Source organism: Sinorhizobium sp. BJ1 (assembly GCF_002531555.1).
Taxonomy (GTDB): Bacteria; Pseudomonadota; Alphaproteobacteria; order Rhizobiales; family Rhizobiaceae; genus Sinorhizobium; species Sinorhizobium fredii_B.
Genome location: NZ_NWTH01000011.1, coordinates 123,322 through 135,564 on the forward strand (window position 1 = coordinate 123,322; position 12,243 = coordinate 135,564).

Annotated in this window: 13 protein-coding genes; 5 read left to right on the forward strand and 8 right to left on the reverse strand. The window is 61.9% G+C overall.

The annotated features are described in order from the left end of the window. Nucleotides 1-72 precede the first annotated feature (72 nt). Entirely contained in the window at nucleotides 73-234 is a 162-nt protein-coding gene (locus CO676_RS17275; protein ID WP_097521980.1) for a Flp family type IVb pilin, read from the reverse strand. Nucleotides 235-506: 272 nt separating this feature from the next. Here CO676_RS17275 and CO676_RS17280 point away from each other — a divergent pair, with 272 nt between their 5' ends. After that, a complete protein-coding gene (locus CO676_RS17280) occupies nucleotides 507-1,010 on the forward strand; it encodes a pilus assembly protein N-terminal domain-containing protein (protein ID WP_097521981.1) in 504 nt (167 codons plus the stop codon). 18 nt (nucleotides 1,011-1,028) lie between these two features. Here the strand turns inward: CO676_RS17280 and CO676_RS17285 are convergent, their stop codons facing one another. From CO676_RS17285 to CO676_RS17300, 4 genes are read right to left on the reverse strand one after another with little or no spacing between them, the layout of a single operon-like run. Continuing rightward, on the reverse strand, nucleotides 1,029-1,454 hold the full coding sequence (locus CO676_RS17285) for a TadE/TadG family type IV pilus assembly protein (protein WP_097521982.1): 426 nt from the start codon (nucleotides 1,452-1,454) through the stop codon (nucleotides 1,029-1,031). Beyond that, nucleotides 1,451-3,193, reverse strand: coding sequence for an AAA family ATPase (locus CO676_RS17290; protein ID WP_097521983.1), 1,743 nt, complete (start codon nucleotides 3,191-3,193; stop codon nucleotides 1,451-1,453). Before CO676_RS17290 ends, CO676_RS17285 begins: the two co-directional genes overlap by 4 nt. A gap of 25 nt (nucleotides 3,194-3,218) precedes the next feature. Next, nucleotides 3,219-4,004 carry a Flp pilus assembly protein CpaB gene (gene cpaB / locus CO676_RS17295; RefSeq protein WP_097521984.1) on the reverse strand — a complete coding sequence of 262 codons (786 nt, stop codon included), beginning with the start codon at nucleotides 4,002-4,004 and terminating at the stop codon, nucleotides 3,219-3,221. 34 nt (nucleotides 4,005-4,038) lie between these two features. Then, entirely contained in the window at nucleotides 4,039-4,551 is a 513-nt protein-coding gene (locus CO676_RS17300) for a prepilin peptidase (RefSeq protein ID WP_097522061.1), read from the reverse strand. 207 nt (nucleotides 4,552-4,758) lie between these two features. Here CO676_RS17300 and CO676_RS17305 point away from each other — a divergent pair, with 207 nt between their 5' ends. Continuing rightward, nucleotides 4,759-6,054, forward strand: coding sequence for a pilus assembly protein TadG-related protein (locus CO676_RS17305; protein ID WP_097521985.1), 1,296 nt, complete (start codon nucleotides 4,759-4,761; stop codon nucleotides 6,052-6,054). A 212-nt stretch (nucleotides 6,055-6,266) separates the two neighbouring features. Here the strand turns inward: CO676_RS17305 and CO676_RS17310 are convergent, their stop codons facing one another. After that, nucleotides 6,267-7,067, reverse strand: a complete 801-nt coding sequence (locus CO676_RS17310) for an alpha/beta hydrolase (protein ID WP_179875516.1) — start codon at nucleotides 7,065-7,067, stop codon at nucleotides 6,267-6,269. Between the two features lie 330 nt (nucleotides 7,068-7,397). Here CO676_RS17310 and CO676_RS17320 point away from each other — a divergent pair, with 330 nt between their 5' ends. After that, the gene (locus CO676_RS17320) at nucleotides 7,398-7,766 is read left to right on the forward strand and encodes a PRC-barrel domain-containing protein (protein WP_097522063.1); all 369 of its coding nucleotides are present in this window, start codon (nucleotides 7,398-7,400) and stop codon (nucleotides 7,764-7,766) included. 228 nt (nucleotides 7,767-7,994) lie between these two features. Next, the gene (locus tag CO676_RS17325) at nucleotides 7,995-8,834 is read left to right on the forward strand and encodes a fumarylacetoacetate hydrolase family protein (protein ID WP_097521986.1); all 840 of its coding nucleotides are present in this window, start codon (nucleotides 7,995-7,997) and stop codon (nucleotides 8,832-8,834) included. 93 nt (nucleotides 8,835-8,927) lie between these two features. On the opposite strand, the gene CO676_RS17330 is transcribed toward CO676_RS17325, so the two are convergent. Both CO676_RS17330 and glgA read right to left on the reverse strand, forming a co-directional pair. Next, on the reverse strand, nucleotides 8,928-9,839 hold the full coding sequence (locus tag CO676_RS17330; protein ID WP_097521987.1) for a DMT family transporter: 912 nt from the start codon (nucleotides 9,837-9,839) through the stop codon (nucleotides 8,928-8,930). A 144-nt stretch (nucleotides 9,840-9,983) separates the two neighbouring features. Further along, nucleotides 9,984-11,435 (reverse strand): glycogen synthase GlgA, encoded by a 1,452-nt coding sequence (gene glgA, locus CO676_RS17335; protein ID WP_097521988.1) that lies wholly within the window; start codon nucleotides 11,433-11,435, stop codon nucleotides 9,984-9,986. Nucleotides 11,436-11,687: 252 nt separating this feature from the next. Here glgA and CO676_RS17340 point away from each other — a divergent pair, with 252 nt between their 5' ends. Next, nucleotides 11,688-12,149, forward strand: a complete 462-nt coding sequence (locus CO676_RS17340) for a YbhB/YbcL family Raf kinase inhibitor-like protein (RefSeq protein ID WP_097521989.1) — start codon at nucleotides 11,688-11,690, stop codon at nucleotides 12,147-12,149. Nucleotides 12,150-12,243 lie beyond the last annotated feature (94 nt).

Consider the following 12,243-nt stretch of genomic DNA (forward strand, 5'->3'; position numbering starts at 1 on the left):
TTAGATGCGATAGCGGAAGGCGATCATGCCTTCCGCTTCGCTTGGCGACCGACGCTGTGACTTGGGTCGCCTTTAGAGCCCCGCCTCGATTGCGTTGAACTTGGCAAGGAGATCTTGGCCGATAGTGCCGACGACCGTGATAATGACGACAGAGATAAGGCCAGCGATCAGGCCGTATTCGATGGCCGTGGCACCGGATTCGTTGCGGGCGAAGCGGACGAGAAGATTTTTCATGAGACGTTCCTTCGAGTGGTTGGGGTTGCGCCGACGCCAAGTTCGGCATCACAGGTCGGGCCGGGATTTTCTTTCGTTTCCCGCTTGCTGTGTGGCCTTGATATAGACTTTATTAACCCTTCTGATCCATTCAGCCTGATGGCCGATACCACTTCCGCGGTAGGATCGGCCTGTTGGCCTAGTCCAATCGTCCGACCGCACTATCCTCTTGCTTTTGCCAGCCTTATTCGAACGGATCGCGCGTATCCGTTCACAGAGATCGGGAGCGAAAAATGCGCGGGGTTCCAAGGCTTATAGGGGCAGGATGGCTTGTTCTCGCCTTGATGGCCTGCACGGCCTTTAGCGCGGCGCAGGCGGCGGAAGATCGCCCGCCGAGCACGGCGCTGGAGCCGGCCCGACAGACCGAGGGCGTCGTCAAGGTCATTGTCGATTTTGCAAGGCCGCTGATCCTCACCCGGCCGGCCAGCACGGTCATCATCGGCAATCCCGCCATCGCCCAGGCGACGCTCAGCGACGACAAGACTGTCATTCTGACCGGCAAGACGCCAGGATCGACGAACCTCATCGTCATGGATGCCGATGGTGCCGAGGTCGCCAACATCATCCTCGACGTTGTTGCAGCGGGCGGTCGCCTGATCACCGTTGACGGCGGCAGCGGCCGGTCGACCTACAGCTGCACGGAGCGCTGTGATCCGGTTCAATCCGGTGATGAAACGTCGTCCCCTCCGCCGCCGAACAGCCCCCCTCCGCCGCTCAACGAAGGGGGCGAACCATGACCGGACTCGACCGATCGCTCAGCCTATCGGGATACGCCGCGAAAGGCCGAGGCTGAAAGGAGCCTCCGCCAGCCCGGGGAGGAAAAACCTGAACGGGTAGCTGATCGAGAGCACGCGAAAGTCGATCCCATCGACCGTCTGCTTGGTGACGGCAATTTGCAGCAGATCGGGATCGCCGCTGCCGAAATTGTCCCGTACGGCGCTCGCCAGCTTCGTATGCGCCTCGCTGTCGGGCGCGTCGCGCGCGATCTGACCTATGAGCACCTGCCGGGCGGCAAAGTCGGCTGCATAGGACAGTTCGTTGCGCACGTAAAAAGCGCGGCCGAACTCGATGACGCCAAGGATCAGCAGAAGCAGGGGCAAACAGACGAGCGCGAATTCGACCGCCATTGCGCCGGATTGGCTGCGCCAGGCACGACGAAGGATGCGGAATGACAAGGTCATCGAACCTGTACCTGCATCGAGGAGTTGAGCTGGAAGGGCGGAAGCGCCTCTGGCAGGGACATGGGCTGGTAGTTCTTCGCCGCTTCGAGACGATAGAATACGAGCTGCTGCGCCGCGTTCGCGCAGGGTGTCGTCCCGCATTGCGACGCGGCCTCTGGTTTGACATCGGCGTTTTCCGGGCAGGCGCAGTAACGCTTCACCGGCGCCAGGGTGACATTGGCGGGCACGGCGCTTTGCGCCAGCGTCGACTGTAGCACCTTGTCGACCTGAGTCGCGCCGGGATCGGCCATGGCCGCTTGTGCGCCGGCGCGAAGCACGTGGTCGATCGTCATCCGCTCATGCAGCGCCAGCGCAACATCCGCCATGGCGACGAGACCAAGCGCCAATACCGGCGCAAACAGCGCAAATTCTACAGCCGAGACCCCGCTCTCGGACTTCTTCAGCTCCTGCGCCTTCTTGCGAAGCCCGGCCGCTGCCTTTTGCTTTCGATGCTGCATGTATCTCTGCACCAGTCCCGGAAGTCCTTTCTTCCGCGTCCGCCTCTCCCTCGTGCCGCCGACCCGCCACGCTAGCGAGACGATCGCCTGCCCCGCCTTGGACTCGGGCGCCGACTCGATGACGAGTCGGCCGCTATTGGCGGCCTTGCCGAACAGCTGCGGATCGAAAGGAACGCATACGCTTTCCTCGAGCCCGACTGCGGCAACGAAGTCCTTCGGCTTGATCTCGGCAAGTTTCGGCGTGGCCATCCTGTTCAGCACGAGTCTCGGAGGCGGGTCGTTGGGGCGCGCCTTCTTCAGCAGGTCGACCAGATTCTTCACATTTCGCATCGAAGCCAGGTCGGGCGTTGCGGTGATAACGATTTCGTCGGCCTCAAGCAGAATCTTCCGCGTCCACTGCATCCAGATGTGCGGCAGATCGATCATGATGTGCCAGGAGCTGGACCGGGCTACATCGAGAAGATGGTCGACATGCTCCTCCTTGAGATAAAAAAACCTGTTGAGGTCCGTTGTAGCAGGAAGCAGGTGCAGGTGCTCCGTGTAGGGCACCGCCAAACGTCGCAGCAGCACATCGTCCAGACGGTCGGGACTGCTCAGAACCTCCGTCATGCCTTGAACCGCCTCGACATCGAAATCGAGGCCGAGCGTGCCGAATTGAAGGTCGAGGTCGGCCACCAGCACGTCGGCATCGACGCGCTTCGACATCGCATAGGCGACGTTGTGGGCGAGCGTCGAGGAACCGGTTCCGCCCTTGGCGCCGATAAAGGCGACGATGCGCCCAAGCTTCGCTTCGACGGAGTCGCGAAAGCAGCGATGCACCGCCGCGACGAAGTCCATCGCTTCGAGCGGCATCACCAAGTAATCGCTGACGCCTGCATCCAGGAGCCTCTTGTAGAGGCCGACATCATTAGAGCGGCCGACGACGATGACCTTGGTGCCGGTGACGCACTCCATGGCGAGGGCTTCGAGCGCCGTCATGAGACGATCCTCCGCATCGGTGTCCTCGACGACGACGAGGTTCGGCGAAGTGACGCCGCCGTAAAGCGCCGTCGCCTCCTTTATCCCGCCTTCCTTGATCGTCACGGTGGCGCGCGCCATCCGGCGGTCGTTGGCCGCCGCGCGAAGGGTTTCCCGCAACGCGTCGGAGCGGCAGAAGACGGCGACGTCGACCTTCGGAATGGACAAGAGCGGCGCAACCGGTGCCCGCGGGGTCTCGTGGATATTGTTGCCGAGCTGTTTCATCTTTCCCACAATCCGTGAAAATCAATCAGCTGCCACCGGAGCGGGACGGGACTTCGATCATCGAAAGTCGTCCACCACTAACAATGCGCACGACCCCTGGTCGGTTTCCTTCCGTCTCGACAACCGGCGCTTCCAGATTGTCGGCAACTGCCCGCAACGCAAGCGAAACGGTGCCGGAGGCTTCAGCCGCGGCGATGATGCCAATTTGCCCGGGGTCTGCTTCAAGCGTCGCGGTCTTGCCGACGACAGAGGTACCATCGGCGCCCTCGGAAATGGTCTGATCGACCGCGAGCACCCGTATGTTTGAGAGGATCGCGCGGCTGACGACCTTACCGTCCTTTCCCGAGGAATCCGGCCGAGCGACGGTGTGGATCACGTCGACATGGTCGTTCGGCAGGATGAAGCCGCCGGCCGTGCTCTCCGCCGTGACGCGAACGGCGATCGCCCGTTTTCCCGAAGGCAGCATGCTGGACAGGAAACCGGCGCCGCGCTGTGCAAGCTTGTCCTCACGGATCGGCTCTCCGGCCACAAAACTGCTCTGGGCGAGCAGCCCCTTGAGCGTTACCACCGCGTCCGGCCGCGCACTGCGGCTGATGAACACCGGCGGAATCTCGCCCTCCCACGCCTGCCAGCGCAGGTGGGACTCATTGAGCGTCGTGCCGCGGGCCAGCTCGGCAGCGGCGACGAGCACCTCCTGGGCGGGGGCCTGTTGAACTTCGGCGGCCTCGACGGTCGGCGGATTGCCGAGCGCCAGCCAGGAGGCGGCACCGCCGGAGGCGAGTGCGAGGAGGAGAATGACCAAGCGGATCATGGCAGCACCTGTTTGTAAGGGGACTTCATTGTCTTCATAGAAGGGCGGAGAACCAATGGCTTTCCGGCAGCAGCAGCAGCGCTGCGGGTGCCATCGCCGCACCATACGGAATGCCCGATTGCGGCGCGTGCAAGCGGCTCGACCAGGCTTGTTTCTGCAGGACCACCGGCAGCGGCACCTTGCGGAACTGCAGCAGCGAAAGCGTCAGAACCGCGCCAAGCACCGATGCGTAGACGGCGAAGTGAAGGGCGAGGTCGGCACCGAGCCAGAGCACCGCGACCGGAAGCAGCTTTGCATCGCCCCCGCCGATCCAGCCGAGCGCGAAAAACGTGAAGGTGCAGGCGAGCACGGCGGAGGCAACGAGGATGCTCGACCAGATCGTCGAAAAATCGGCGCCGGCAATTGGCGCAAGCACCGCGAAGGCGACCAACAGAAAGCCGACGAGGCGGTTCGATATCGTCATCGTCGCCACGTCCTTGATGCCGGCGTAGGTCATCATTGCGGCAAAGAGAAGGAATGCGAGCCAAGCGGCAAATGTGGAGATCATCTCACGGGCGCCTTTCACCAGGGCCTGGAAGGCCGTTTCAAGTGCCGCGAAATATGCCGCCTGCAGCACCCGATCGCCATTCGGCCTGATGGCCTAAGCGGACGCGGCAAAACGCATGGACAGGACTAGGCCAACCGGCTGAATCGCAACTGGCCTGGCGTCGGGATATATCCTCCTGCCGGAACATAAGCACTCCAGGACATTCGGATGCACAAAGGAAACAACGTCATCGAAGTCGAAAGATCGTCGCCGCGCCTATGGCGCCTCTCGCGCGCGTTCGTGAAGAATGATGTCGGCGCGGTCGCCGTAATCGCGGCGATCGTGTTCCCCGTGCTCGTCGGCGCGATGGGGCTAGGGGCGGAAACTGGGTACTGGTACATGGAGCAGCGTCAACTGCAGCATGCGGCGGACGTCTCGGCCCATGCCGCAGCGATCCGCCATCGGGCGGGCGACCAGCAACCGGCGCTCCAGAGCACGGCGCTGAGGATCGCCAGCGCATCCGGCTATGCGCCCGGCACCCTGGCCGTCAGCACCAAGCCGGGACTGAGCGCAGGATCGAGCAAGATCACGGTCGAACTGACGGAGACCCATCCGCGCCTGTTTTCCTCTGTCTTCGTCGGCGAGCCGGTAACGATCTCGGCCCGTGCGGTTGCCGAGGTCAAGGGTGGCTCGAAGGCTTGCGTGCTGGCCCTGTCGGGCTCGGCGTCGGGAGCGGTGACCGTAACCGGGTCCACGCAGGTGCAATTGTCGGGCTGCAGCGTCGTCTCCAATTCGAGCGCCGCCGACGCCTTTCTGATGAAGAACGGCAGCGCGGTCATGTCGACGGATTGCGTCTACACGGTCGGTGAAGCGGTGACGACGACAGGCCTGACAATGACCGGCTGCAGCGAGCCCGTCGAACGCGTCCCACCGACCCCGGACCCTTTCGCGACAATCGCCGAGCCGGACAGACTGCAGGTCCAGTTGCTTCCCTGTCGGACGCTGGACTATGTCTCCTCCTTGACCTACGTGCTCGACCGCCTCGTGAGTGGTCTTCCCGCGATCCGGTTCTGCGGCGGGCTGGACATCAAGGGAACGATCACGCTGAAGCCTGGCCTCTACATCATCGACGGGGGCGATTTCACCGTGTCCGCGAATGCGAAACTGTCGGGTGAGGGCGTGACCTTCTACTTCACGAATGGCGCGGCAGCAAAGCTGCTCGGCAATGGCGACATCGATCTAACTGCGCCGACAAGTGGGCCCTATGCCGGCCTGCTCTTCTTCGGAAGCCGCCGCGATGCAGGTGTGGTTCACCAGGTCACGGGCAACCTGGAGTCCACGCTGGAAGGGAATTTGTACATCCCAACCGGCCGCATCGAGTTTACGGGCAACTCTACGGTCTCGGGCGGCTGCACCCAGATCATCGCGAACGAGATCACCTTCACTGGCAATTCCAAGATGGAAACCTGCGCCTCGCCGACGGACGAGATCATCGTCGGCAAGACGGTGTCGCTAATTGAGTAGAAGAAGGCAGCAACGATTGCGGCTCGCCTCCGTCGCCGATCGCAACAACCCGGCAGGAAGCGTTGCCAATGACGAGGAAAAGGGGTGGCGGGGTGCCGGGAGCGAATTTCATGATCCCGATGTCGCAGCATACGCCCATCCACCGACCGATCGGCTATGGCATACTCGCGCCGAATCCGCACAATACTGCTGCGACCGCGAAAGGCAGCGCCTCAATTCAGCGCCTCCACAAAACGGATGATGTCGCCGATCATTCGGGCGTCCCAGAGATCGTTATGCCCCGATCCGTCGTAGATCAGCATCTGCTTTGGCTCGGGAGCAATGTCATATAGCGCCTCGCCGGAAGACAGCGGGATGATGGCATCGCGTCGGCCGTGGATAAAAAGCTTCGGTTGTCTCACGCCTGCTATTCTTAAATCAGAACGGAAGGGATCCTTTATAAGAATGGCAACCGGAAAGAACGGGTAGTGCGTCTGGGCGAGTGACAGGACCGACAGGTAGGCAGAAACCAGAATGGCGGCGATGACCGGTCGTTGCCGCGCCGTATGCACGGCCACGCCGCTTCCCAGCGATTGACCCAGCACGACGATCTCGCTTCCGGAGCGTGCCGACAGCCAATCGAACGCGGCAATGCCGTCGGTCAGTAGGCCGAACTCACTCGGCGCGCCGGTTGATCCCGGATAACCGCGGTAAGAAATTGCGAGGAGGCCGATGCCCCGCGAGGCCAGCGCCTGAGCGAAAAAGCCATAGTTGTCGATCTGGTCAGCGTTGCCGAGAAAAAACAGCACCGACGGTTTGCCGGGTTTGCCTTGGCTGTAGAGTGCGTGGAGTGTCTCGCCGTCGGGCGTCTCGACAAAAGCATTCTCCCCCCAACTTGCTTGTTCCGGAGCCACTCCCGTTCTGGCGCCGGGATAGAGGAGGGCGCGTTGCCACACATAGGTCAGGCCAACGAGCGAAACGTAAGCGAAAGCCCCGATCAGCGGCAACATCAGCAGGAGTTTTGTGGCGCTCACGACAGGATCCACTGGCGGTTCCGTCAACGTAATTGGACAGGCTATCTCCGAACATGGACTGGCCTGATTGGTATATCTCTTTTTAGTTCCGCCATGACCACGTGGCTACTTTTTCGTGGTCTGTCTGAGGAGGGACTTGGCTTCTCGCTCGCCACCAGAGCGGGGAAGCGATGCTTTACCTAGCAGTGTCCGATCTTATTCCCGAAGTCGAGGAGCATCAGCATCAGGAATCGTCGGCGATATCTGTCGCCGCCGGTTTTCCGTTTCAGACTTGCCTTCAGGGAACAACTTGTATGGAGGAGCGTTGGCCGAGCGAAAGGAGAAACGATGATGGCCAATCCTGATCTGCATCAATCTCATGACCTTATTGCCAGCGACCTGGTGGTAGGGACCAACGTCTACGACATGAACGGCAATCACATCGGATCAATCGAGAGAATCATTCTCGAAAAACGAGGCGGCCGTGTTGCCTATGCGGTGATGAGTTTCGGCGGTTTCTTGGGAATAGGACACGATCATTATCCGCTTCCCTGGGAGATGCTGGATTACAACACCGGCCTTGGCGGCTTTCAGGTGAACATCACGAAGGAACAGGTTGAAGGAGCTCCCAGATATCCGGCAGACCGGGAGTTTGACTGGAGTCCCGAGAGCGGCCGTCGCGTTTACGACTACTATGGAATTCCGCCTTACTGGGTTTGATGTCTCGTCGATGAGGCGATGCGCCGTCGTGGCGCGGTAGCTGCGGCGCATGTGGTGCAGTATCGCCCCACTGGCCGGCGGCGCCGGCACCAGGCGGTAAATGATCTCCTGACTTGCGGGGGACCTCCGGCCGCTTTTCTTCCTCCACCTTGCAAAACAACTTTACATCCACGGCGTCCTTTGATTTGTCAGGCACAGTCTTTCGTCTCGACCGCTTGGAGGAGCAGAATGAAGTTGTTGCGTTACGGGCCTGAAGGGGCAGAAAAGCCGGGCGTTCTGGATAGTGCCGGCCGAATCCGCGATCTCTCGGCGGTGATCGCCGACGTCGCCGGTGAGGCGATCGCCGATTTCGGCTGGGCGCGCGGTCTCGACATCGAGAGCCTTCCGGTGGTCGAGGGCGCGCCCCGGCTCGGCGCCTGCGTCGCCGGCAGTGGCAAGTTCATCTGCATCGGCCTCAATTACGCGGACCATGCGGCGGAATCCGGCCTCGAGGTACCGCCGGAGCCGGTCGTCTTCATGAAGGCGACTTCGGCAATCATCGGTCCGAACGACAATGTCATCATCCCGCGCGGCTCGGTCGCAACCGACTGGGAAGTCGAACTCGGCGTGGTGATCGGCAAGAAAGCCAAATACGTGTCGCGAGCCGAAGCGATGGACCATGTCGCCGGCTTTTGCGTCATCAACGACGTCTCGGAGCGCGATTTCCAGACGAAGCGCTCGGGCCAGTGGACCAAGGGCAAGTCCTGCGACTCCTTCGGTCCGACCGGTCCCTGGCTCGTCACCCGCGACGAGATAGCCGATCCGCAAAACCTCGCCATGTGGCTGAAGGTCAATGGCGACACCAAGCAGAATGGCTCGACGGAGACGATGGTCTATGGCGTCGCCTATCTAGTCAGCTACCTTTCGCAGTTCATGACGCTCCATCCGGGCGACATCATCTCGACCGGTACGCCGCCCGGCGTCGGCATGGGCTTCAAGCCGCCGCAATATCTGAAGCCCGGCGACGTCATCGAACTTGGCATCGAGGGCCTCGGCACGCAGAAGCAGACGGTGGTTGCCGACGACTGATCTGGCGGAGCAGGGATTGCGGCCGCGGCATACTTCTCCCCGCCACAACGGGGAGAACGTCGCGGCAGCGGATTAAGGGGCATGAGGCTCCTGCTAAGCCTTCAGTCGCCCCTGCCGCTTAAGCTGCTGCTCGCGGAAGAAAATGAAGAGGCCGGAGGCGACGATCAGCCCGGCGCCGAGCACCATCGACAGGCGTGGCGTGTCGCCGAAGATCAGCCAGCCGAAGATGATCGCCCAGAAGAGCAGCGTGTATTGAAGCGGCGCGACCGTCACAGCATCGGCAAGCTTCAGCGCCCGGTTGACGAGAACATGGGCGAGCATGGCGACGACACCGAGCAGGCAGAGGAGGGCCGTGTCGACGGGCTTCAGCGGCGTCCAGTCAAAGGGCGCCCAGAGGAGGCCGGCTATCGCCGCTCCGACGAGCTGCCAGAAGGCGAGCGTCGCATCCGGCGTGCCACGCAGCGAGCGCCCGGACACCATCATGACGGCGAAGCACATGCTGCCGAGGATCGATATCAGCGCCGGCAGGGTGAAAGCCTGCGACGAAGGTTCGAGCGCGATGATGACGCCGACGAAACCGATGGCGATCGCCGTCCAGCGCCGCCAGCCAACATGCTCCTTCAACAGGAGCGGCGAGGCGGCCGCCACATAGATCGGAGCCGCCAGCCAATAGGTCATGACATCGGCAAGCGGCAGGTAGACGACGGCGAAATAGAAGGCGAAAACCTCCGCAGTCGAAGCGACGACGCGGGCAAGCTGAAGTCCGGGCCGCTCCAGGGCGAGGAGCTTCTTCGGGCCGCTGACCCAAAGAAAGGGGGCAAGAAGTATCGCCGCGGCAAGACTGCGGATCAGCACCACCTGGCCGACCGAGTAGGTCGCCACCAGCCACTTGCCCATCACATCGTTGAGCGAAAACATCAGCATGCCCAAGAGCATGACCAGCACGCCGGCGCGAGCGGCGTTTGATGCGGTGGATACGGCGGCGGGTGCGGTCTCGACGGCCATAGGGGAGTCCTCGTGGAGTTCGCAGCCATTGGCATATTCTGGCGCCGCAATCCATGCTTCGTTCTTGATCAACCCATCAGCGTTGCGAATGAGACGTCAAATTGACCGGATCAGGGGAACGGGAGGGATAATCCGGGCGATGCGCTAACCGGCCAACCGCATGTCGGTTGCGGTGAGGTCGCCGTAGAGCTCCGCATATCTGGCCGCACTGAGGTGCCAGGAGCTGTCCGTCTTCATCCCCTGCCGTTGCAGCCCCTCCCAGATGCGCCGGTGCCGGTAGAGTTTGAGGGCTCGGCGCAGCGCCAGCCGCAATCCGTCCGTATCGATCGGGGAGAACTGTATTCCCGTGGCTGCCTGCGCCTGGAGGCCGGCGACGTTGGCGTCGATGATCGTCTCCGAGAGGCCGCCGGTCCGCGCCACGATCGGCACGCAGCCATATCTGAGCGCGTAGAGCTGCGTCAGGCCGCAGGGTTCGAAGCGGGAGGGAACGAGCATGGCGTCTGCCCCGGCATGGATCTTGTGGGCGACCGGCTCCTCGTAGCCGAGCCATACGGCTATGTGTTGTGGAAAACGCCGGGCGGCGTCCAGGAAGGCGTGTTCGATGCCCGCGTCGCCGTTTCCGTGCACGATCAGCCGGCCGTCCATGGCAACGATTTCGTCGACGACGGCTGCCAGAAGATCCATGCCCTTCTGCCATGTCAGCCTGTTGATGCTGGCGAAGACCGGGCCGCTCGTCGGCGGAAGTCCGAAGAGCTCGAGCAGCGCCTCGCGATTTGGAGGCCGCCGGAGAGGCGTTCTCGCCGAGTATTGATACGCAATGTATGGATCTGCCGAAGGGTCCCAAACGTCGACATCGATGCCGTTGACGATGCCGACCACGTCGTCATGACGCGCATTCATCACGCCCTCAAGGCCCATTCCGAAGATCGGCGACATGATTTCGCGCGCATAGGTGGGGCTCACCACGGTAATGGCATCCGCGGCTTGCAGTCCGCCCTTGAGGTATCCGAGGTCACCATAATATTCGAGACAGTCGACGGAATAGGCCTCGTTAGGCAGGCCGAGCTCGGAGAACAGATGGGCGGGAAACTGTCCCTGAAAGGCAATGTTATGCACGGTCAGGACACCCGGGATCTGCGCGTCGGCGTATTTGACGTAGACGAGGCTTAGGGCCGCATGCCAGTCGTGGGCGTGAATGATGTCCGGTCGCCAGTGCTGCACGAAGCCGCTTGCGATTTGCGAGGCGACGAAGGAGAAGGCGGCGAAGCGCTTCCAGTTGTCCGGATAATCCACCCCATGCTCGTCGGTGTAAGGACCGCCCGCCCTGTAGAAGAACCCCGGCGCATCGAGCACGAAAAGTTCCAGCCCGTCGGCGCGTCCAGCAAGGAGCGTGGCGCCTTCTCCGAAAAGACAATCGTAGCGGGCCATCGGTGTTGCTCCGTCGAGGGCCTCGACCACGGAACGGTAGCCAGGCACGAGCGTGCGCGTGCGAATCCCGTGCGATTTCAGCGCCTTGGGCAGCGAGCCGGCAACGTCCGCCAGCCCGCCGGTCTTCACAAAAGGGAAAATCTCGGCCGTCACGGAGAGAACGTTCATGGATCGCGTTTCCGGAAATTTGCATTGGCCTTGCTGGCCAATCGCCGCCCCACTTTGCAACTCCTTCAACACGAACCCGTGCGCAAAGTTCCGGCTCTGAAACGAAATTTTTTGAAGGGCCGTTGCGGCGCAGCGACAGTGCCATTCTCTTGGCATATCTGCCGCCCACGACCTCAACACCGATCCGCTTTGGGGGTACAATCCGAGCAGTCGCGCGCTCGTTCGATGTACCCGACATGAAGGAGACAGGTGATGTCTTTCAGCTTGATGAGCCCGGCCTTTGCCGAAGGCCAGCCAATTCCGAAAAAGTACACGCGCTTAGGCGAGAACATTTTTCCGCCCCTGAAATGGACGGGTACGCCCGGCGGAACGCAGAGCTTCGCATTGATCGTCGAAGATCCGGACGCCGTGCGAGGAGTGTTTCGCCACTGCGCCATCGTCAACATTCCCGGCAACTGGACCGAGCTTTCCCAAGCCGTCGATACAGGACCGGAACATGCCATCAAGTTCATCAGGAACGATTTCGGCAATGCGCGTTATGACGGACCGCAACCGCCGGCGGGAACGGGCGTGCATCACTATCATTTCAAGCTCGCTGCGCTGAACACCCGCAACATCTCGATTTCCGACGATGTCGGCGCAGCGCAGGCCTGGGCCGAGGCCGGCAAGCACCGGATCGCAGAGGCGGATCTGATCGGCATCTATCAAGGCTGAACGCACCGGGACGACGTCGACCGTTCGAGCTTCCTAAAATTCGGCGCCGGGGGAACCAACTTCGGCGGCCAAGGTTTCGTGCCCATTGTCCTCG

Bases quoted from the DNA above. Each gene is read 5' to 3' on its own strand.
- CO676_RS17275 (WP_097521980.1), bottom strand. From the start codon at position 234: ATGAAAAATCTTCTCGTCCGCTTCGCCCGCAACGAATCCGGTGCCACG.
- CO676_RS17280 (WP_097521981.1), top strand. From the start codon at position 507: ATGCGCGGGGTTCCAAGGCTTATAGGGGCAGGATGGCTTGTTCTCGCC.
- CO676_RS17285 (WP_097521982.1), bottom strand. From the start codon at position 1,454: ATGACCTTGTCATTCCGCATCCTTCGTCGTGCCTGGCGCAGCCAATCC.
- CO676_RS17290 (WP_097521983.1), bottom strand. From the start codon at position 3,193: ATGAAACAGCTCGGCAACAATATCCACGAGACCCCGCGGGCACCGGTT.
- cpaB (WP_097521984.1), bottom strand. From the start codon at position 4,004: ATGATCCGCTTGGTCATTCTCCTCCTCGCACTCGCCTCCGGCGGTGCC.
- CO676_RS17300 (WP_097522061.1), bottom strand. From the start codon at position 4,551: ATGATCTCCACATTTGCCGCTTGGCTCGCATTCCTTCTCTTTGCCGCA.
- CO676_RS17305 (WP_097521985.1), top strand. From the start codon at position 4,759: ATGCACAAAGGAAACAACGTCATCGAAGTCGAAAGATCGTCGCCGCGC.
- CO676_RS17320 (WP_097522063.1), top strand. From the start codon at position 7,398: ATGGCCAATCCTGATCTGCATCAATCTCATGACCTTATTGCCAGCGAC.
- CO676_RS17325 (WP_097521986.1), top strand. From the start codon at position 7,995: ATGAAGTTGTTGCGTTACGGGCCTGAAGGGGCAGAAAAGCCGGGCGTT.
- CO676_RS17330 (WP_097521987.1), bottom strand. From the start codon at position 9,839: ATGGCCGTCGAGACCGCACCCGCCGCCGTATCCACCGCATCAAACGCC.
- glgA (WP_097521988.1), bottom strand. From the start codon at position 11,435: ATGAACGTTCTCTCCGTGACGGCCGAGATTTTCCCTTTTGTGAAGACC.
- CO676_RS17340 (WP_097521989.1), top strand. From the start codon at position 11,688: ATGTCTTTCAGCTTGATGAGCCCGGCCTTTGCCGAAGGCCAGCCAATT.